Here is an 18,316-nt window from a genome sequence, read left to right as displayed (position 1 = left end):
CATAAAGACCGCTTTGGGCGCAAGAGTTGAATGGTTGACATTGGGTGGTTTGCGGTCGGCCCGCTGTGCCGAGTTGAACGCCGGAAAGTGGGCCGCAAACGGACCGGCAGGTTTCAGTGACTGAACTTCAATAAGTTGTCATTCGCCTCGCCTGCGCTTTGCGCAGAAATCACTCCATTTCGAATGGCACCCGGCGCTAAGCATAGCCGATGGCATTGCTGACATTTGGATGGCGCACGGCGCTATTGCTGTTCGCCAGTATCGAGATGCTGGTCTTGGCTGCGGCGCTGTGGCAGCCGCTCGCGAACCGAACTGCGAACCGCATCCTCTCGTGCCTGCTGATCGTCCTGGTTGGCGTTATCCTGCCTTTCGCGATCGGCTTTGCCGGCTTCTACGATCGCTTTCCCTGGCTGTCATTTGCACCTTTCGCGGTGCCGCTCGCGATCGGGCCGCTGCTCTATAGCTATGCCTATAGCGTCGCGTTCGCGGCGACGCCGCCGCGGCTCGCGTTGCACCTCGCGCCCGCGCTGGCGCAATTCGGCTATCAGGCAGTGATTTTCCCGCTGCCCCTGTCCGTCAAGAACCATTGGGACGCCATTGCCACGCCCGTGCTGGCGCCCATACTGATGCTTGCGCTGATCGCAAGCCTGGCGGGCTATAGCATCGCCAGCCTGCGGATTCTGCGCCTTTATCGCATCGCACTGGCACAGCAGCGCAGCGATGACGACCGGCTGAGTGCACGCTGGTTGAGCCGTGCGGTCGTGGCATTGCTGCTCCTGCTGACGATCTCTTTGGCGTACGCCGCGTGGAATGCTTTCATCGCACCGCTCGACTATTTCGGCGTCATTGGGCGCTATCTCGCGATCGCCGCGATCGGTTGCTATCTCGCGATCGAAGGGTGGCGGCACGCCGATTTGCGGCTCGCCCCAATTCCGGTCCCCTCGAATGACGAGCCCCCAGCCCCCTCCCGTGACTGGAGAGCACAAGGAGCGGCATGGGCGTCGCAGGTTCGCGATGCCAACTGGCAGCGTGATCCGGAACTCTCACTCGCTGCGCTGGCACGGATGCTCGGCACCAATACCGCATACCTGTCGCGCGCGCTCAACGAAGGCCTTGGGGTGAGTTTCTCGACGTTCATCGCGGGGCTTCGCTGCGACGATGTCGCGGCAACGCTACGCTCGGGAAGCGAAATCGATCTGCTTCGCCTCGCCCTCGACGCGGGGTTCGGATCCAAAGCAAGCTTCAACCGCAGTTTTCGCGCGCGCTTTGGATTGTCGCCGTCGGCATATCGACGGGCACACGCCTCAAATCCGAAATAGCTTCTTGCGCTTCGGAATCTGAGGCGAGCGCGTCGTCCAATAGGTGGACTTGGGCTTGGATATCACCAGGGACGCAAAGACATGCACTCCAACACCTCGCGCCGGTCGTTTCTCCAAGCAGCCGGCGCCGCCGTCGGTGCCGCTGCAATAGCCAGCCCTTCCGCGCTTGCATCCACGCAAGTCGCCAATCTCGGCGAAGATGCCGCGCTTCTCGCACGTGCTTATGGCGCGCTGCATCCAGGGCTGTATCGATACAACAGCCCGGCGCAAATGGACGCGCGCTTCGCTGCGCTACACAATAGCCTGTCGGCTCCGCGCAGCCTGAGCGATACCTATCTCGCCTTCGCGCGGATCACCGCCGCTGTGCGCTGCGGCCATAGTTATCCTAATTTCTACAATCAGACAGACGCAATCACTGCGGCACTGTTCGACGGACGCAGCCGTCTGCCGTTCCTTTTCCGCTGGATCGGCGAGCGGATGATCGTGACCCGTGACTTATCCGGCGCGGGACTGGAGCCAGGCACGGAAATCCATTCGATCGAACGGATAGAAGCAAAGCGGCTATTGTCGAGCCTGATGCCGTTCGCGCGGGCCGACGGTCATAACGACGCCAAGCGTAGACGGATTTTGGCCGTCGAAGGCATCGATCGCTTCCAGGCCTTCGACATCTACATGCCGATGCTGTGGCCGCAGTTGGTGTCACGCGGCAAGGTCGCGGTTTTCGCCACGAGGCCGGGTCGGCCTCCGCGTCGTATCGACCTGGCTCTCATGACGCCTGCGGAGCGGCTTGCGGCAGTACCGCCCATCGACACGAAACCCAAGGATGCTGCGCTCTGGTCGCTCGATCGCAAGCCGGACGGCATCGCATGCCTGACCATGCCATCCTGGAGTGTCTACAACGGAAGCTGGGATTGGCGCGCCTGGCTCGAAGCGCGGCTCGACGAAATTGCGACCGATGGCACCCGCGGCTTGATCATCGACTTGCGCGGCAACGAAGGCGGGCTCGATTGCGGCAATCCGATTCTTGCGCGGCTCATCGAACGCGAGATCGCGCCCGTGGTGAATGCGCGACGGGTGCGGGCCCGCCGCGTACCCGATGATATCAGGCCGCATGTCGATACCTGGAACAAGCAATTCTACGACTGGGGCGGACGCGCCACGGGGCCGCGGGGCGACGGATTCTACGATCTGGCGACAAGCGACGATGATGCAAACGGAGGAATGACCATTCGTCCGGCGGGAAAGCGATTTGGTGGTAAGGTGGTCGTGCTGACGGATGCGAGCAACAGCTCGGCGACCTTTGGTTTCGCCCAGGTCGTCAAATCGGGACGGCTCGCGACGCTTATAGGGCAAACGACCGGTGGAAATCGTCGCGGTATCAATGGCGGTGCCTTCCTGTTCCTGCGGCTGCCGGCATCGGGCATCGAGGTCGATATTCCGTTGATCGGCTATTTTCCGCCCGGCGCGCAGCCCGATGCCGGGATCGTTCCCGACATAGTAGTTGAGGAGACGCCCTTCGACATCGCCGCCGGACTTGATCGGACGATGTCGGTTGCCATGCGCGCTGCCGTTGGTCGCGATGGTTCGTAGCGCCTTCGGGATGGAAATTCGGCCGCTTTTGAGAACGATGCGGTGACCACCAAATGGCTGCAACCTGAGCGCATTCCCGACCGGCAGGTTTCTTCGAAAGCTGCCCAGCGGCTCTTGGTCCGCTTGCGGTCCGGCAGCTTTCAGAAGGCAGAGGAAGAAAGCTGACATTTGAGCTGGGACCGCAGAGGCCCCGAGACGACCTTGGATCGAAGCGGTTGAGCGGGTAGCTGCGGCCGCCGAGCGTCAGCAAGAATCCGCGAGACCTTCGGATCGAAACCGCCAGGCGCATGATCATCGCAGCCCCCCGCTCGCCGCCTTGCGAAAGACTTCGCATAACCCCACATCAAACATGCTGGCGCTCGCGCTTCCCGAGTGCCACTTCGCAAATGGTAGCGCTGGCTCCGGTTGTGAAAACGACGCCTTTGTCGTGGCCCAGCAATCGAAACGGCCCCACCCCATGCCAGCCAAAGACCTCAGATTCTCGCGTGCTGCGCGGGAGAGCATCGTTCGCGGGATCGACATCCTTGCCGACGCAGTCAAAGTCACGCTCGGCCCCAAAGGGCGCAATGTCCTGCTCGACAAGAGCTATGGCGCGCCTCGGATCACCAAGGATGGCGTCACGGTCGCGAAGGAAATCGCGCTTCGGGACAAATTCGAGAATCTCGGCGCACAATTGCTCCGCGCCGTCGCCTCGAAGACGCACGATCATGCCGGTGACGGCACCACCACGGCCACCGTGCTCGCCCAGGCTATCGTCCGGGAGGGGATGAAGTCGGTCTCCGCGGGCGTCAGTCCAATCGATCTCAAGCGGGGCATCGACTTTGCGGTCCTGGCCGTCGTGGAGGCGCTGAAGGCGCGATCGCGGCCAGTGTCGAGCAACGACGAGATCGCGCAGGTCGGTATCGTCTCCGCAAATGGCGACGAGGAGATCGGCAACATGATCGCGGCGGCGATGGCCAAGGTAGGCAAGGTGGGCGTGATCTCGGTCGAGGATGCGCGCGGCGTGGAATTCGAGCTCGAGATCGTCGATGGCATGCAGTTCGACCGCGGTTATCTCTCGCCCTATTTCATCACCGACCAGGCGAAGATGATCGTCGAGCTTCAGGATCCCTACATCCTGATCCATGAGCAGAAACTGGCCGAGCTCCAGGCGCTGCTACCGCTGCTGGAAGCGGTGGCGCAAGCGGGCAGGCCATTGCTGATCGTCGCGGAGGACGTCGAGGGTGCGGCGCTCGCGACCTTGGTCGTCAATCAACTGCGTGGCGGACTCAAGGTCGCGGCAGTCAAGGCGCCGGGCTTCGGGGACCGCCGCAGAGCCATGCTGGAGGACATGGCGATCCTGACCGGCAGCACGGTGGTTTCGCCTGATCTCGGCATGACACTTGAAAGTGTCACGCTCGACAGACTTGGCACCGCGCGGCGCGTGACGATCGACAGAAACGATACCACCATCATCGATGGCGCGGGTGATGCCGAGGTGATCGCAAGTCGGGTAGACGCGATCAAGCAGCAGCTCGAGCTCGCGGGCAGCGACTATGATCAGGAAAAGCTCCAGGAACGGCTCGCCAAGCTCGCAGGCGGGGTCGCCATCATCCGCGTCGGTGCCGCGAGCGAAGTCGAGATGATCGAGCGCAAGGACCGCGTCGACGACGCGCTCCACGCGACGCGCGCCGCCGTAGAAGAAGGCGTGGTCCCCGGCGGTGGCACTGCGCTGCTCTATGCGTCGCGCACGCTAGATGGGATGGCCGGTGCCAGCGACGACCAGACGCGGGGAATTGATATCGTCCGCCAGGCGCTATCCGCACCGCTGCGCCAGATCGTCGAGAATGCCGGGCACGACGGAGCGGTGGTGGCCGGCCGGCTGCTCGACGGAAACGACGCAGATATGGGGTTCAACGCCCAGACCGAAGTCTATGAGAATCTGGTCACAGCGGGCGTGATCGATCCCACTTTGGTGGTCCGGTCGGCGCTTCAGGACGCAGCATCCGTGGCTGGCCTGGTGCTCACCACGGAAGCCGCGATCGTCGATTTTTCAGACGACTCGCCGGCCTCGCCGAACATGGCGCCTGCGGGCGGCTTTTGACCCACGCATTGCGCCCAGTCGGGCAGGCCCCGTATCGCAGAAAAGCCGCACTTGGCGGTCCGCTCGATCCTATCGCCTCGTCCTGAGCACTTCTCCCTTCGTGACGGAGCCAGGACCTTGTTCGGCCCCCGCTTGGGCAAGCAGTGGCGCGAATTTCCAAGTGCTTGGGGCAGCGGTGTGGTAGGAGAATATATCATGCGCCCGTTGAGCGATGCGCGTGAGGGCCTGACGCTCCCGCTCAAAGGAGCTTTGTTATGGACATCAACTACCTACTTAGCCGCGAACAGGAGTCCCTGTCGAAGGCCACGCGTTCGCCATCGCGCTCGGCACGTGCGGCGCATCGCGCGTTCGCATTGGAATTTGGGAAGCTTCTCGTGAAGAGCAGTTACCCCCACAACCGCTTTCAAACGGATGCCGAACGAGCCCAACTGCGGGAACAACGCCAGCGTCGCGATGTAGCGCTCAACAGGTGGGAAGGCGAAGGCGGGTCCTTGGCGCCCGCCTAGGTTCGTTATCCGCCACTGGAAATCGTGGTATGCGGCGCACCAATCCGCCTCGGCAACACCATATCGCTCTTATCTTAGCAATGCCTCGAGCGCCGCGACTTAGAGATGCTTTGCGCTCGCGGAGACAGGATGTGAAGCGCATATCTCACCTAGGTCCCGGACCCCGGCTTGAAACGTCAAAAAGTTACCGGCCGCGACGAAGAGAATATTTCGCAGCCCCCCAGCGTCAATGGAACGACGAGGCTCATCAAGCGCTCATTCCTGCGAGCAACAAAGTGGCGTAGCTCCCACCTACAGGAGCGGCCGTGCCTCGGTTTTACTTCCATACCCAGACCGACACCCGAGTGACCGATCACGAGGGTATGGAGCTGGCCGGACCGATTGAAGCACGCCGACAGGCGATCCAAACCTGCGGGCAAATGATGCAAGAAGCGCCTGAAGACTTTTGGGGAAGCAGGCCATGGAACGTAAGCGTCACGGACTCTTCCGGGTTAATCCTGTGGGAAATCTTCATGGACGGCGTTTCGTCGTCGGCCTCGCTGATCGGCGACAAGCCCGATTGAGATGACTGCAGCGGGCTGTCCTCATGCGGGCGGGGATTGAAGCGAAGATCGGAGTTAAGTGCCAAGCGCCGCGCCGCATGGTGCAATGCCAATTAGGGCAGCTCGCCGAATCGTGCTAATAGAAATCCATTACCGGCAACGACCTTCGAGGCGCTGGTGACTGTGAGACCTATGCGCTCCCGCCTTTGGCAGGAGCGGATTTATGGTTCAATCGCAGGACACGGCCCTTCAGCTCTTCGTCGATCGCCTCTCTTCACGCTCGATCCTTACCGAAGACGAGAAGAAAGCGGTCCTTGGTTTGCAGGGCCAATTGAGGCGCGTTGCCGCCCATATCGACTTCGTGCGGCTGGGCGAGCACGTCCAGCATTCGTGCCTCATCGTCGATGGCCTTGTTGGCCGCTTCGGCCAGAACAAGGATGGGGAGCGACAGACAACCTGTCTCTATATCCCGGGCGACATGGCCGACCTCCCGTCGGTGGTAAGTCCAAAGGCAGGATGGGGGTTGGCGGCGCTGACTCATTCGACAGTTCTGTGTCTGTCGCATGCCAGCCTGCGTCGCGTCGCGGCAAAGCATTCGGGCCTTGCCGAGGCCTTCTGGCGCGATTGCGTCGCGGACGGATCAATCTTCTCGGAATGGGTCGTAAATGTTGGCCGAAGAGACGCCCTTTCTCGACTGGCGCACCTGCTCTGCGAAATGGCGATCAGGTCTCAACGAGCGGGTCAGGGCGACCGACTCTCGTTTCCGCTTCCCGCCACCCAAGGCGATCTAGGGGACGCGACAGGCCTGACGGCCGTTCATGTCAACCGGACGCTGCGGGAGCTAAGAACGCGCTCCATAGCGACAATGCGCGCGGGGATCGTCACGATCCATGACTGGGATCAGCTAGTCTCAGTCGGGGACTTTGACGACGGCTTCTTGCTGCTCGGCGAACCATCTGGTCGTCTTTCCGAGGCCGCCTGACCCCGAGCTTTCAGTGGACCGGTACCTCGACAGTCTGACCGGCCGGCCCAGGTCGGCCGCTACGGCGTGCTGCGTATCGATGCGCTGCCCGCGCCTTTCCGAAGCGCAGTCACCGCCGCTTCGCAGGTTTGTTTGGAACGATAGCCGAGACTGGATGCGATCGCCTCGCCGGTCGCCGAACAGAACCGCCAACGCCAGTCTCCGCCGGAGAACAGGATCGAGGTAAGGCTGATGCGCTCGGCGTAATAGATCTCGAAATACGGCTCCCGGTCCGGCCATACGTCAGGCTGTGCCGTTATCAGTTCCGATAGCGGCAATGTATCATCCACTGGCCGGACGAGCTGCAAAAGGACATCGGGCGTGTCTAAAGACAGCCCAGCACCCACGGGCTGTGACAAGTCGAAATTGGGATTCGTTAATATCGTCAGCACATGATTTCTCCCGGCTGCAAGCGGGAGTAAACCACATTTCTCTCGGGCGTCGCGCGCTTGCGAAGCGGGCCTGGCGACGATTGTGCGAGTATATGCGCATTTGTGGTCTTTGACCATCCTCACCGATCTCGGACGAACCCCTAGAATATACGCGGGACGAGCGGCTTCGCGCTTTTTGTTAATAGGTCAGGCGTAGCGGTAGGATATTGGAGCCAAAGAGATGTTTGCCTTTCTAACCCGCGGAAAGGCCGCCAGCATCGCCGCTGGTTTGGAGCGCGATGCCAGAGATCGCTCCGAAGGCGCTCGCCGCAAACGGCTGTTCGACCGGATCATTATAGTGCCGGACCCTCAGGTGCCGAAACAGCCAATATGTGTTGGACGAGATACTTTCGGCTTGAAACCACCAGTCGATTGATCGCTCCGGCGAGATTGGTTCCTCGCTTTCCAGTCGCACACATCCTATCTGATGCGCATCGCCCCGATGTTCGAGCAAGGGCGGCTGAGAGACGCTTGCGCTCCCGCTCATCGGAGAGGGAATTCGCCATGTTGCCTCAGATCATTGATTGCCCAGCGCGTGCCGTCGCGGTCGCCATCCCGGTGCCTCATGACGATGCCATTCGCCTCGAGCTCAAACCGGGGCATGAGGTCATAGATTCCCCTGTTGCGGCTGTTTTGGATAGGCCGCCGCTCGCGGCGTTCGGCCTTTTTGCTCTTGGGATCGGGAAAACTTCGTCGCCTTCGATCGGCTCAGGGGCCATCGATCATGGATGACGCGCCGCACAACCAAGGCAACATGCCCTTTGGTGAGTGGCTCCTGCAGCAAAGCAATCGCACCGGTTATGTTGGCGAACTGGCTGCCTCCGCAAAGAACGATCCGAAGTTTCCAAAGGCGGGCACCCCCGAACAGGTCAGGGCGCGCTTGCGCGAAGTGATGGCCGAGGGGGACATGTTCGACGCGGTGGACGACGCCGAGGCAGACTGGACGAGTTGCTAGACACCCGCTCCGGGATCCGAACATCGCGCCTCAAGTGCCAAGCGATCTGGCGATACCCGTTGAAGTAGGGCAGCGAGGACCGCTGTCGATCGCGCCGGCTTAATGATGACCGGAAGGTCCGGATGTGTCGCCGCCAGAGCGGGCGGCAGCCCGGTTCCGGTAAAGATCACGAACGGGACGGATCGCTCCGCTAGAGACGTCGCCAGCGGCGTGACGTCGCGATCCAGCAGGTTCGCGTCCAATATGGCTGCGGCGATCGTTTCCGATGCGAGCAGTTCAAAAGCTGCCGCCACCGTATCGACCGGACCGACGATTTTCCCGTCGAGCTCGGCGACCGCGCTTGCCAAATTCATTGCGATGAGCGGCTCGTCTTCGACGATGAGGATGGGCAATCCGTTGAGCATGTCGCCTCCCTGTGAGCGAGAGTGCGGAGACTCCCAGCCGCAGGCGCCCATCGATGAGCCGGCGATGGGTCAGACAACTAACCAAACCTAGATTAGTTGCATGGGTTAATAATACAGAGACAGGCGTCGGGTTATAAACTAAGGTAAGGTATCATCGGCCCGATTTCTGGCCGCCGATGGCTGAGAGATGCGAAGCGCTCCCGTCAGAGAAACGGAGCGTGTCTTGGCTGCTGTTTTAACACCGATGATCGATAAGTTGCAGCTCTGGCTTCCACTAGATGCGCGCGACCAGGCAGCTGTGCTTGCGCTTCCCCACGTCGTGCGAACGCTGCGCGCCCAGGAATATTTGGTACGCGAGGACGACCGGCCGACCAATTCCTGCCTATTGCTTTCGGGATTTGCGGTCCGGCACAAGATCGCGGGGAACGGTGGGCGCCAGATATTCTCGATCCATATGAAGGGAGACGTGGTCGATCTTCACAACTCGATCCTTCGCCGCGCCGACCATAATGTGGAAACCCTGACCGAGGTCGAAGTCGCGCTCATTCCGGCAGACGCGATTCGCAAGATCGCAGCGGACTATCCCCAGGTCGGCCAGGCCATGTGGTACGAGACGCTCGTCGACGCAGCGATTTTCCGGGAATGGACGCTCAATCTCGGTCGGCGCGACGCCCGTGCCCGCGCGGCGCACCTCATTTGCGAGTTCGGCGTTCGGCTCGCGGTTGCGGGCCTCGGCGAGAAGCGTGATTTCGAACTGCCGATGACACAGGAACAATTGGCGGATGCGCTCGCGCTCACCAGCATCCACGTAAATCGGATGCTCAAGATCTTTGGACAGGAAGGCCTGATCGAACGCACCAAGAGGGCGATACGGATTCTGGACTTCGACCAACTGGCTCGAATAGGCGATTTCGATGTTCGCTATCTGCACCTCGACCGGGGGTCCGATCTGCTGGGTTGAGACCGAAAAACGGTATCAGTTCTTCGCTGGCTTCAGAAGATCACCCCCTAATTGCGGGTGATTCGATGCCCATGATTTGGAGTGTGAAGAGTATAAGTCCGGCTTCATCAGTTACCGTCATGCTCAACTCCCCCGTGGCCCAGAAACTTGGGGCAGCATCAATAATCGAATTACCGATGAGCTGCGCCGCAAGGCACTTGGCAGCGGCTAGGTCGGGTAGGGAAGTTCCGTCTCGGTGAGGCGCGCTGTCCCGGGCGTAAAAATAGTATTTGGGCACATGCGCTTCCCTTTATTTGGGCGGGAGCGCGCAGTCTCTCAGTCACCGCAGCCATCTGTAGTCTCGGTGATGAAGCAAGGACGTGCAGGCAGCGGATTCGTTCCTCTTGCGGGACATGGACCAGGGCAACAAGTCGCAGAGCGGACACCGATCATTCGCCAGGCAAGGTACCGGTCGCTAAAACCGGCCGAAGCGATGACATCACAAGTCAGAGTGCCTGGCTATGCGTCGATAACCCGGGACTGCAAGGATTGGACCTTGCGCTCATATTCCCGTGCAAAATCCATGTGCATTCGATAGCCGGCGGGATCCTTGGCATTCTCCGCCTTTTCGCGTTCTTCGGTCGCCCGGCGCGCGAAATATGCCAAGTCCGTTTCTCGTTGCATCTCCAGCTCCATGTGCCCCCGAAGCTCTTGATTGCATCATGATATTGGCTCTCGGTTCGTCGATCAAGCGCCGCCCAAATGGCCACATGCCGTCTTCGAGGTTGCCATTTTCCGACATTCTCAAGCGAAACTGGCGCGCGGGCCCTGTATGGGATGACTCCGGCAGTTCACCACTTACCGTTGCCCGCACTGTGCGCGGATGCTCGTCTTCGAGAATGGCTCAGGTATCCTGCAACGAGTTGCTGGCGGGATGACCGCTTAACCACTCAGTCGGTGTAGATGCCGCTGCCGGCGAACGGCAGCTTTCGGGCCTGCGGTTGGACCAACCGAACAACCGCTATTGGGGCGCGAAGCAGCCTTCGGGCGACCGACTGCAATTGGGGCGTGAGCGGATAGGCCGCTTTTATGAGTCTGTGGCCTAAGCTGAGCCGGTGGTGGCGTTCGGATTTTTAGGCCCTTCATAATCCTTGTGGCTCTGGCCGCCGCCGAAGTGGCCGCCGTCGCCGTCCGTATGCGGATTGGGATAGGCGCCGCCCTTGCTCTCACCATTCGATGCGGGATCTTCGACACCGTCTGGCGCGCGCTTGCCTGCGCCGCCATCAGATTGCATCGGCTGCTTGTCGGCCATGTTCCGTCTCCATGTCGTTGCCCACACCAACCTCCGGCCGAAGGCGTCGTTCCGACCGTAAGTTGGGACCGAGGGAATCTTCATAACCTGGGTCAAGGAACGGACGTGGTGCCGGAACCGGGGATCGGGATGGCCTGTTTGCGTGCCTGAATTCTACCCAGATCAGCGGAGAAGACATGGCAACGACCGCGCTCAAATCGAAAACATCGAGCGCCACTCCATTCGTCCTGGCGCTACGCCGGGCGCTTGCCGAAGGTGCGACCAAGAAAATTGCGGATTGCGCGGTCGGCGCGCTGGACGTTGAAATGGTCCGCAGCCGCGATTCCGTCTGGGCCGTGATCCGACGTCAGGGGCGCGGCGGTCTCGCGTTACGTGCCGCCTATCTCGCAGACGAGTTCGAGGTGACCAAGCTGAAACCGGAAGCGGGCGAGGCCGTTCGGATTCGGGTGACGAGCGTGCTCGGGGAGCATCTCATCGTTGTCCGCCTCGGCGAAGACGCACTCGAGCACCTGCGCCTCACGGTGACGCTCACTCCTTCGGAATCCCTGCTTGTACCGTTCCTGCCGCGCGACCTGTATCCGCTCGACGCGAATGACGATCCCCTAGGTTCGTCCGGCACGGTCGAAGCCGGGCAACGCGGACTCAATTCGGGCTTGCTCTATTTCCGCCTCGATGAGCCTGCGTTCGGCAACGTCCTCTACTTCCAGAACCTCACCGCGATGAATCCGTTCTATAGCGCAACGAAAACTAGTCCGGACGGCGCTGTGGGCGGCGTTTGGCCCGAACTCGGCTATCTGCCGCCGACGCCAACACAGAGCGGCACCCCGCCAACCGAGCCGCTGCCTGCCGGAGCCGAAGTCACTCTCTCCGACGCGATCCTGGTCTTCCGGCACCAAACCGATTCCGGGGAACGTGAATCAGCCCGGCAATTCCTCCAGATGCTCGGCGTCGCCTACAGGATGATCGACTTGCCGCGCACCGACTTCCGCGACTGGATCGACCGGGCCGAGCGTACGCTACGCGATTTGGACGAAGCCCCCGAAGCGACCATCCGTCACTATGGGCACCGCTACATTCATCCCTATACCGCGGCCGAATATCCCGACAGCATGGTTCAGATGTCGATCGTTGCGGCGATTCACGACTGGAGCAAGTGGCAGGGAGAACTCCATCCGCTCGAAGCGGAATTTAAGGCTGGCCTGGGCAAATTCTACGATCCGAAGCTCAAGGCGATGCGGCGCTATTTGCCCAATGTCGGCGACGACAAGGACGCGAATGCCGTGGACAGCTGGTACCTCTATCATCCGATGCTGAACCTGGGACGCCTCGCCTTGGATGGCGACGGCGAGGCGCGCGCACTGTTCGTGAAATCGATCGACTATGGAATTAAGGCAGCCCAGCACTTCGAGTACAAATGGCCGGTCCAGTATAACGTCACTGATTTCTCGGTGATCACCGAGACCGCCGGGGCGGATGGCCGCGGCCAGACGGATGTCGGCGGAGTCTATGCCTGGGTGATGCTCCAGGCATTCGAGCTCACTGACGAGAAGCGCTTCCTCGACGAGGCGCGTGCGGCGATCGACGCCGCGGTGGGGCTACGATTCAGCATCAACTATCAGGCGAACCTGACCGCGTGGGGCGCCGCAGCGTGCATGCGATTGTGGCGGATCACCTCGCAAGATGTGTATCTGGAGCAGAGCTACGTCTATCTCGCCAGCTTCTTCCACAATTGCGAAATCTGGGAGAGCGAGCTCGAGCTCGCCGTCCACTACCGTAACTTCCTTGGCGCGACATGCCTGCAAGATGCGCCGTACATGGCGATCTACGAATGCTTCGATGCCTACACGGCCTTCGAGAAATATCTCGACGATAGCGGCCCAGACCTTGAGCCGGCCGCGCGCATGCTGATCGCTGAATATTGCAAATATGCGCTTGATCGCGCCTGGTACTATTATCCCGACGCACTGCCGCCCGAGGCGATATCGCCGAAGCAGCGCGAGACCAATGGGCATGTCGATCGCAAGCTCTCCTTCCCGCTGGAGGATCTCTATCCCGACGGGCAACTTGCCGGCCAGGTGGGCCAGGAGGTCTATGGGGCGGGCGCGGCGATGGTCTTCGCGACGCGTGCCTTTCACCAGGTCGAAGGTGCGCCCTTCCTTGTCCACTGCGATCATTTCGTTCGCGCGCGCGAACGCACGGGCGACAATGCTCTGACCCTGACCTTGGATGGCGGCGAGACCTGCACGGCCGGGTTTAGTCTCGTACGTCGGAAGCGCCGCAAGCTCCCGAGCGTCAGGCTCGTCACGGTGGGCGGAGATGCCTTACGCCCACACTCCAGCTCCGCCGACCGCATCGACTATCGCGTGCCGGCGAACGGCCGCCTGATTCTGACCTGGAGCTGAAACCAGACGACGTCACGCTCCTCGGGTCGGCGACGTCGCAGGTTCCGGGTTCTGTGTGTCCATTCCGGAGCGTCCGTTGCTCGTGCGTCGGATCCCCTTCATAGGGGGAGAAATGCAGGGAACACCCACGATTTTGGAGCGCGTCCGAAGCCTGATCGAGAGGCTGGCGCCGGCCCCGATCTGCGACGAGTGCATCTCCGAGAAGCTGAGCCTTTCTTGGAAATCCCAAGTAAACCAGGCTGCGCGCGAGCTGGTCGGGAGCGACCACTTTGAACGACTCAGCGATGTCTGCACGATTTGCGGGGGTCCCAAAATCACTACCAGAAAGGCGTTGAGATAGGCCTATTGCTGTCGATGGCAGTCTTGCTCTGACGCCTTCGGCAAGTAGCCAATCAAACGGAGGCTAAGCACGCTTGCGGCGATCTCGTCCGCATCTTCCCATAGACAAGTTCGAATATCGTACATAATGGCCTGCCATAACTCTTTGAAAAATAATGATTTATTCGCACCTTGCTTCATCCCCGTTTTTATTCTGCACTTAAATTTACACTGCGGCGTGATGTTGAGTGATGCGTTCCGAAGCCTGTGCATCGTGCAGGCCTATCCGAAGCCCGCACACCACCCCTGCGCGCCCACCTATCTCTTTAATCCGATGCGCGGCTTGTGCGAACTGCCCTCGGACTATGACCACAAGATTCCCGGCTATTGATAGACCGATCTGCTTCGCCGACGGAAACTGACCGAGCTCTCGGAAGATAACCGATCAATCTTAGGCTGAGCGCACTCGCCGCGATGACATCGGCATTTTCCCATAGAGCAACACGATGGTCTGCCATTTCGCACGTCAGCACGGCGCTTCGGGCGCCCGACGCTTTCCGTCAGACCGGACCCGGAATGCGCTAGACGCCTAGTCGAGCGGCGCGGGCATCTGCGCCAGATTGCTCCAGAGCATCGGCGCGAGCTGGGCGAAATCCAGCCTGTGGGGGGCGCCGGGCAATCTGAGCAAGCGCGCCCGCCGAGCAGCCGCGCGCAAGCGCTCCGCATGGGCAAAGGGCACGACCTCGTCCGCCGTGCCGTGGATCAGGAGCACCGGCTTCTCGACCTGCGCGATCGCAGCGAGATTGTCGAAGCGGTTTCCGACAAACGCACGTGCCAGGGGCGGCGCGAGATCGGCTATGCGCGTAAAGGCACCGATCGTCACGATCCCGCGCACGCCGGGCGCAATGCCCGCGCGCAGGGCAACCGCGCTGCCGAGCGAAAAGCCGCATACATAGAGCCGCGCGCCTGGCGCGAGCGTTCCCGCAAGCCGCACGAACGCGTCGCCATCGGCATAGAGCCCAGCCTCCGACGGCTTGCCGGGATTGTCGCCATAGCCCCGGTAGGAGGCAACCAGCACGCCCTGGCCATCGGTCACCAGCGCGGCCGCCATTTTCGCGGACTCGAAGCGGTTGCCGCTCTGGCCGTGGAAGAACACCAGCACCGGCGCGCCCGCGCGCGTGGGCGCCCACCAATAGCCCTTGAGATGCACGCCGTCGGTCGTGGTGGTGGTGACCTCCACCGGCGCCGGACCGGCCCAATTCACTTCTCGCGGCATCGGATCCGGCCGGAAGATGCGGCTGTCGATCTGCCCGGCACAACTCGGCGCCAGGCCGATCGACAGCCCGAGCAGCAACAGGGCGAGGACTGTCTTCCCGTGCCGCATCAGAAGCGGACCGGCACGCCGACAAAGAACTGATGGCTCTGATTGTCGACATGCTTGTAGTCGATGCGGATCCCGAGCCGCGGCGAGATCCGGTATTCGGCGCCCGCACCGACCACGAAGCTGCTCCCCCATTCGTGCACATCGGCGACGCCGGCAGTGTTGCGGATCCGGTAGTTGTTGCCGCCATAGCCGCCGCTGGCATAGACGAAGAGCGACGAGCCGAGCACCACGCCGCCATGCAGCGAGACGCGATAGCCGTAGCGCGGCTCCAGCCGCAGCTCGGCGCCGCCCGCGAACGGCACGACATTGTCGCCGCCGCCGGTAGTCAGACCCGCCTCGCCGCCGATGCGGAAATGCTCTGAGACCACGACGTCATGGCCGACGAACAAGCCGCCGCCAACGCCCCAAGCGCGGTGATAACGCCCCGTGGTGGTGCCGCCGCTCTGCGTCTCCAGATAGATATGATGCTCGAGCGCGCCCGCCTCGCCCCCCACATAGGTGCCGGTGAACGGCGCCTCCGCCTGGGCCATCGCCGCCGCCGGCATCCATGCGGCTGCGACCGCAAGAATCGTCATCGAAAAACGCATCTAGTCCGCTCCCGCCAAAATCGAATCGTGGAATAATGTCAGCATGCTTCCGCGACAGGCGCCGTTGTCGATGCCTTGATAGAGCGTATGGAAGAAGCATGTCATCTTGATGAGCAGGATCGGATCCGCGTCTTCGGGAACGTAGCGCAGGTCGAGTCCTTCGATCTTCGTGCGCAACACTGCGGCGATCACGTCCGGCGCGGCATCGGTCCGGTATATGACGAGGGCGTCCAGATCGTTGGGCGCATCGCCCGTCCCGACGAAACTGCCGCCGACAAGCGCGCACAAGGGCATCACGCGCTGGGCCCGCATCGCCTCGATCCTGGCCGTGAAGCGCTCGAGCAGGACGCGTCGCCCCGGCGACCATCCGAGATGCTCGGACAGCCAGGGCGCGCTCACCACATGCGGGCTGCTCTCGAAGAGCGCAGGTGCGTGCGCCGGCGAAAGCAGCGCCCGGCCGAGCACCGCCAGCGCCTCGCCACGCCGCATCGCCTGCTCGGCGATCGAAACGCCCGCCATCATGCCGCCGCCACGGGGCTGCGGCGCGGCACCACCATCACGATGCCGCGATCGAGCGCCCCCGTTCCCTTGTCGTAGGCGAAGGTGTTGGAGAAGTAGATTGCGCGCTTGATCAGCACCGCGGGATGCGCGTCCGCGGGGCAGAGATGGAGATCCGCCGTGTCGCCCCGCTCCATTGCCTGCGACAATGCCGTCGCGCCCGCCTCCGGATCGCAAGTCAGCGTGTACACGCCCAACGCGTCGATATCGCGCGGCTCCTGGCCGAGGCGCAGGAAGCTGCCGCCGACGAGCAGCAGATCGACCCGAATCCCGGCCCGCTCGAGCGCCGCAATCCGCGTCAGCAGCGCGGACAGCAGCGTGCGCCGCTGCTCCGAGCCGGCAAAGGCATCGGCGAAGCGCGCGATGTCGTAGACATAGGGCGAACTGTCGAGCGGGGTCTCGCGCCCGAGCGGCGCCATGAACGGCGGCAGGCCGGCGTCCCGCGCGGCCGGGTTCACCGTCATGCACGCGGCCAGGAAGCTGTCCACCCGCTCAGGCATGCCCGACCACCAATGAGGCGTTGAGCCCTCCAAAGGCGAAGGAATTGGAGACGATCGTGCGCACCTTGGCGTCGCGGGCGACATTGGGGATGCAGTCGATCGGGCATTCGGGATCGGCCTCGACGAAGTTCGCCGTCGGCGCCAGTGTCTGCGCGCCGAGCGACTTCACCGTCATCACCAGCTCGATCGCGCCCGAGGCGCCGAGGCAATGGCCGAGCACCGACTTGGTGGCGGTGACCGGGATGCGCGCGGCGCGATCGCCGAACACCTGGTGCAGCGCGAGGCATTCGCTAGCGTCGTTCATATTGGTGCCGGTGCCATGCGCGTTCAAATGATCGACCGCGTCCGCGTCGGTACCTGCATCGGCAAGCGCCAGGCGCATCGCCCGCGCCATGCCGGCGGGATCGGGCGAGGTCAGCGAGCCGGCGTCCGAGCTCATCCCGAACCCACGCAGTTCGCCCAGAATGTCGGCGCCGCGGCGCTTGGCCGCCTCCATCTCCTCCAGGATCAGGATCGCCGCACCTTCGCCGAGCATCAGCCCGCGCCGTCCAAAGGAAAAGGGCCGGCACAGATCGTCGGAAAGCACGTGCAGCGCTTCCCAGCCCTTGAGGCAGCCAAAGGTCAGGCTTGCCTCGGTACCGCCGGTCATCGCCACATCGGCCATCCCGTAACGGATCGCCTGATACGCCTGCCCGATCGCGTGGGCGGCCGATGCGCAGGCCGACGCGATCAGGAACACGCCGCCGCGGATTCCGAATTCGATCGCCAGCTGGCTGGCCGGCGCGCTGGCCATCAGCCGCGGCACCGTGAGCGGATGAAGCCGGTCGGCACCGTGACGATAGATTCGCTCGGAGCTCATGTCGTGCGTCGACTCGCCCGCAGCGCCACTGCCGATGACGCACATCGTGCGATCCGGATCATAGTCCGCGAAATCGATGCCCGACTGGGCCAGTGCCTCGCGCCCGGCGATGATCGCATATTGCGCGGCGGGGTCGAGCGCGCTCAGCCGGCGCCGGTCGAAATAGGCTTCGGGATCATAGCCCTGCAGTTCCGCGACCCGGCTGACGCCCGTCGTCTTGTCGCCCAGGCGCGAAGGCGCGCCGAAGGGCCGGTGTGCGTCGCGTATCGCCTGCCAGCTGCGCTCCGCATCGGTGCCCCCGGCGGTCAGCGCGCCGATCCCGGTGATCGCGACCCGTCTCATGCCTGGGCAGTCCGCTGCGAGACGAGCTGCCGGATCGCCGTCACGACGTCGCGCACCTTGGAGAGTCCGGATTCGCCGACCGCATTGGCGTTGTACGGCACGTCGATGCCGAAACGGTCCTCGATCGCGAAGAGCAACTCGACCATGTCGAGCGATTCGATTCCCAGCTGCTCAAGGCTGGTGTCGAGATCGATCGGAACATCGCCGACCCGGGCCGCCTCGCGGACCAGTGAAATCACATCGGCTTCAATGTCTTCGTTCAT

The 18,316-nt window shown here is 62.4% G+C and carries 20 protein-coding genes; 10 read left to right on the top strand and 10 right to left on the bottom strand.

What is annotated here, in order from left to right; translation table 11 throughout:
• The first annotated feature begins 209 nt into the window (after positions 1-209).
• The 6 genes from ABLE38_RS14405 to ABLE38_RS14380 all read left to right on the top strand — a co-directional run bounded on the left by ABLE38_RS14405 (position 210) and on the right by ABLE38_RS14380 (position 7,022).
• Positions 210-1,319, top strand: coding sequence for a helix-turn-helix domain-containing protein (locus tag ABLE38_RS14405; RefSeq protein WP_348974920.1), 1,110 nt, complete (start codon positions 210-212; stop codon positions 1,317-1,319).
• A gap of 81 nt (positions 1,320-1,400) precedes the next feature.
• A complete protein-coding gene (locus ABLE38_RS14400) occupies positions 1,401-2,909 on the top strand; it encodes a S41 family peptidase (protein WP_348974919.1) in 1,509 nt (502 codons plus the stop codon).
• A gap of 457 nt (positions 2,910-3,366) precedes the next feature.
• Positions 3,367-4,992 carry a chaperonin GroEL gene (gene groL, locus ABLE38_RS14395; RefSeq protein ID WP_348975221.1) on the top strand — a complete coding sequence of 542 codons (1,626 nt, stop codon included), beginning with the start codon at positions 3,367-3,369 and terminating at the stop codon, positions 4,990-4,992.
• A gap of 254 nt (positions 4,993-5,246) precedes the next feature.
• Entirely contained in the window at positions 5,247-5,498 is a 252-nt protein-coding gene (locus ABLE38_RS14390) for a hypothetical protein (protein ID WP_348974918.1), read from the top strand.
• A 344-nt stretch (positions 5,499-5,842) separates the two neighbouring features.
• Positions 5,843-6,061 (top strand): hypothetical protein, encoded by a 219-nt coding sequence (locus tag ABLE38_RS14385; RefSeq protein ID WP_348974917.1) that lies wholly within the window; start codon positions 5,843-5,845, stop codon positions 6,059-6,061.
• Positions 6,062-6,263: 202 nt separating this feature from the next.
• The gene (locus ABLE38_RS14380; RefSeq protein ID WP_348974916.1) at positions 6,264-7,022 is read left to right on the top strand and encodes a Crp/Fnr family transcriptional regulator; all 759 of its coding nucleotides are present in this window, start codon (positions 6,264-6,266) and stop codon (positions 7,020-7,022) included.
• 59 nt (positions 7,023-7,081) lie between these two features.
• On the opposite strand, the gene ABLE38_RS14375 is transcribed toward ABLE38_RS14380, so the two are convergent.
• The gene (locus tag ABLE38_RS14375) at positions 7,082-7,453 is read right to left on the bottom strand and encodes a DUF1508 domain-containing protein (RefSeq protein WP_348974915.1); all 372 of its coding nucleotides are present in this window, start codon (positions 7,451-7,453) and stop codon (positions 7,082-7,084) included.
• Between the two features lie 763 nt (positions 7,454-8,216).
• Between ABLE38_RS14375 and ABLE38_RS14370 the strand changes: the two genes are divergently transcribed.
• Complete coding sequence (locus ABLE38_RS14370; protein WP_348974914.1) at positions 8,217-8,447, top strand: hypothetical protein; 231 nt, start codon at positions 8,217-8,219, stop codon at positions 8,445-8,447.
• Here the strand turns inward: ABLE38_RS14370 and ABLE38_RS14365 are convergent.
• A complete protein-coding gene (locus ABLE38_RS14365; RefSeq protein WP_348974913.1) occupies positions 8,444-8,851 on the bottom strand; it encodes a response regulator in 408 nt (135 codons plus the stop codon). The two genes, ABLE38_RS14370 and ABLE38_RS14365, sit on opposite strands and share 4 nt — an antisense overlap.
• Positions 8,852-9,095: 244 nt before the next feature.
• On the opposite strand from ABLE38_RS14365, the gene ABLE38_RS14360 reads away from it, so the two are divergent.
• A complete protein-coding gene (locus ABLE38_RS14360; RefSeq protein WP_348974912.1) occupies positions 9,096-9,812 on the top strand; it encodes a Crp/Fnr family transcriptional regulator in 717 nt (238 codons plus the stop codon).
• A gap of 498 nt (positions 9,813-10,310) precedes the next feature.
• On the opposite strand, the gene ABLE38_RS14355 is transcribed toward ABLE38_RS14360, so the two are convergent.
• Both ABLE38_RS14355 and ABLE38_RS14350 read right to left on the bottom strand, forming a co-directional pair.
• Positions 10,311-10,487: a hypothetical protein gene (locus ABLE38_RS14355; RefSeq protein WP_348974911.1), complete on the bottom strand. Its 177-nt coding sequence runs from the start codon at positions 10,485-10,487 to the stop codon at positions 10,311-10,313.
• A 406-nt stretch (positions 10,488-10,893) separates the two neighbouring features.
• On the bottom strand, positions 10,894-11,103 hold the full coding sequence (locus ABLE38_RS14350) for a hypothetical protein (RefSeq protein ID WP_348974910.1): 210 nt from the start codon (positions 11,101-11,103) through the stop codon (positions 10,894-10,896).
• A gap of 176 nt (positions 11,104-11,279) precedes the next feature.
• On the opposite strand from ABLE38_RS14350, the gene ABLE38_RS14345 reads away from it, so the two are divergent.
• Both ABLE38_RS14345 and ABLE38_RS14340 read left to right on the top strand, forming a co-directional pair.
• Positions 11,280-13,505, top strand: coding sequence for a hypothetical protein (locus ABLE38_RS14345; RefSeq protein ID WP_348974909.1), 2,226 nt, complete (start codon positions 11,280-11,282; stop codon positions 13,503-13,505).
• Between the two features lie 466 nt (positions 13,506-13,971).
• Positions 13,972-14,214, top strand: a complete 243-nt coding sequence (locus tag ABLE38_RS14340; RefSeq protein ID WP_348974908.1) for a hypothetical protein — start codon at positions 13,972-13,974, stop codon at positions 14,212-14,214.
• Positions 14,215-14,412: 198 nt separating this feature from the next.
• On the opposite strand, the gene ABLE38_RS14335 is transcribed toward ABLE38_RS14340, so the two are convergent.
• From ABLE38_RS14335 to ABLE38_RS14310, 6 genes are read right to left on the bottom strand one after another with little or no spacing between them, the layout of a single operon-like run.
• Positions 14,413-15,177: an alpha/beta hydrolase gene (locus ABLE38_RS14335; protein WP_348974907.1), complete on the bottom strand. Its 765-nt coding sequence runs from the start codon at positions 15,175-15,177 to the stop codon at positions 14,413-14,415.
• 29 nt (positions 15,178-15,206) lie between these two features.
• Positions 15,207-15,782, bottom strand: coding sequence for an outer membrane beta-barrel protein (locus ABLE38_RS14330; RefSeq protein ID WP_348974906.1), 576 nt, complete (start codon positions 15,780-15,782; stop codon positions 15,207-15,209).
• Positions 15,783-15,794: 12 nt separating this feature from the next.
• Complete coding sequence (locus ABLE38_RS14325) at positions 15,795-16,316, bottom strand: hypothetical protein (RefSeq protein ID WP_348974905.1); 522 nt, start codon at positions 16,314-16,316, stop codon at positions 15,795-15,797.
• Positions 16,313-16,852 carry a hypothetical protein gene (locus ABLE38_RS14320; RefSeq protein ID WP_348974904.1) on the bottom strand — a complete coding sequence of 180 codons (540 nt, stop codon included), beginning with the start codon at positions 16,850-16,852 and terminating at the stop codon, positions 16,313-16,315. Before ABLE38_RS14320 ends, ABLE38_RS14325 begins: the two co-directional genes overlap by 4 nt.
• The gene (locus ABLE38_RS14315; RefSeq protein ID WP_348974903.1) at positions 16,845-18,053 is read right to left on the bottom strand and encodes a beta-ketoacyl-[acyl-carrier-protein] synthase family protein; all 1,209 of its coding nucleotides are present in this window, start codon (positions 18,051-18,053) and stop codon (positions 16,845-16,847) included. The genes ABLE38_RS14320 and ABLE38_RS14315 overlap by 8 nt, the downstream gene beginning before the upstream one ends.
• Complete coding sequence (locus ABLE38_RS14310; protein WP_348974902.1) at positions 18,050-18,316, bottom strand: acyl carrier protein; 267 nt, start codon at positions 18,314-18,316, stop codon at positions 18,050-18,052. The genes ABLE38_RS14315 and ABLE38_RS14310 overlap by 4 nt, the downstream gene beginning before the upstream one ends.

The sequence above is a fragment of the Sphingomonas sp. KR3-1 genome, assembly GCF_040049295.1.
Taxonomy (GTDB): domain Bacteria; phylum Pseudomonadota; class Alphaproteobacteria; order Sphingomonadales; family Sphingomonadaceae; genus Sphingomonas.
The sequence above is the reverse complement of the archived record's forward strand: the minus strand, read 5'-3'. Positions and strand labels throughout refer to the sequence as shown.

What these genes read in the sequence shown, in the direction of transcription:
- ABLE38_RS14315 (WP_348974903.1), bottom strand. Translation starts at nt 18,053, where the DNA reads ATGAGACGGGTCGCGATCACCGGGATCGGCGCGCTGACCGCCGGGGGC.
- ABLE38_RS14380 (WP_348974916.1), top strand. Translation starts at nt 6,264, where the DNA reads ATGGTTCAATCGCAGGACACGGCCCTTCAGCTCTTCGTCGATCGCCTC.
- ABLE38_RS14400 (WP_348974919.1), top strand. Translation starts at nt 1,401, where the DNA reads ATGCACTCCAACACCTCGCGCCGGTCGTTTCTCCAAGCAGCCGGCGCC.
- ABLE38_RS14355 (WP_348974911.1), bottom strand. Translation starts at nt 10,487, where the DNA reads ATGGAGCTGGAGATGCAACGAGAAACGGACTTGGCATATTTCGCGCGC.
- groL (WP_348975221.1), top strand. Translation starts at nt 3,367, where the DNA reads ATGCCAGCCAAAGACCTCAGATTCTCGCGTGCTGCGCGGGAGAGCATC.
- ABLE38_RS14345 (WP_348974909.1), top strand. Translation starts at nt 11,280, where the DNA reads ATGGCAACGACCGCGCTCAAATCGAAAACATCGAGCGCCACTCCATTC.
- ABLE38_RS14350 (WP_348974910.1), bottom strand. Translation starts at nt 11,103, where the DNA reads ATGGCCGACAAGCAGCCGATGCAATCTGATGGCGGCGCAGGCAAGCGC.
- ABLE38_RS14325 (WP_348974905.1), bottom strand. Translation starts at nt 16,316, where the DNA reads ATGATGGCGGGCGTTTCGATCGCCGAGCAGGCGATGCGGCGTGGCGAG.
- ABLE38_RS14370 (WP_348974914.1), top strand. Translation starts at nt 8,217, where the DNA reads ATGGATGACGCGCCGCACAACCAAGGCAACATGCCCTTTGGTGAGTGG.
- ABLE38_RS14310 (WP_348974902.1), bottom strand. Translation starts at nt 18,316, where the DNA reads ATGAACGAAGACATTGAAGCCGATGTGATTTCACTGGTCCGCGAGGCG.
- ABLE38_RS14360 (WP_348974912.1), top strand. Translation starts at nt 9,096, where the DNA reads ATGATCGATAAGTTGCAGCTCTGGCTTCCACTAGATGCGCGCGACCAG.
- ABLE38_RS14405 (WP_348974920.1), top strand. Translation starts at nt 210, where the DNA reads ATGGCATTGCTGACATTTGGATGGCGCACGGCGCTATTGCTGTTCGCC.
- ABLE38_RS14390 (WP_348974918.1), top strand. Translation starts at nt 5,247, where the DNA reads ATGGACATCAACTACCTACTTAGCCGCGAACAGGAGTCCCTGTCGAAG.
- ABLE38_RS14330 (WP_348974906.1), bottom strand. Translation starts at nt 15,782, where the DNA reads ATGACGATTCTTGCGGTCGCAGCCGCATGGATGCCGGCGGCGGCGATG.
- ABLE38_RS14320 (WP_348974904.1), bottom strand. Translation starts at nt 16,852, where the DNA reads ATGCCTGAGCGGGTGGACAGCTTCCTGGCCGCGTGCATGACGGTGAAC.
- ABLE38_RS14365 (WP_348974913.1), bottom strand. Translation starts at nt 8,851, where the DNA reads ATGCTCAACGGATTGCCCATCCTCATCGTCGAAGACGAGCCGCTCATC.
- ABLE38_RS14340 (WP_348974908.1), top strand. Translation starts at nt 13,972, where the DNA reads ATGGCCTGCCATAACTCTTTGAAAAATAATGATTTATTCGCACCTTGC.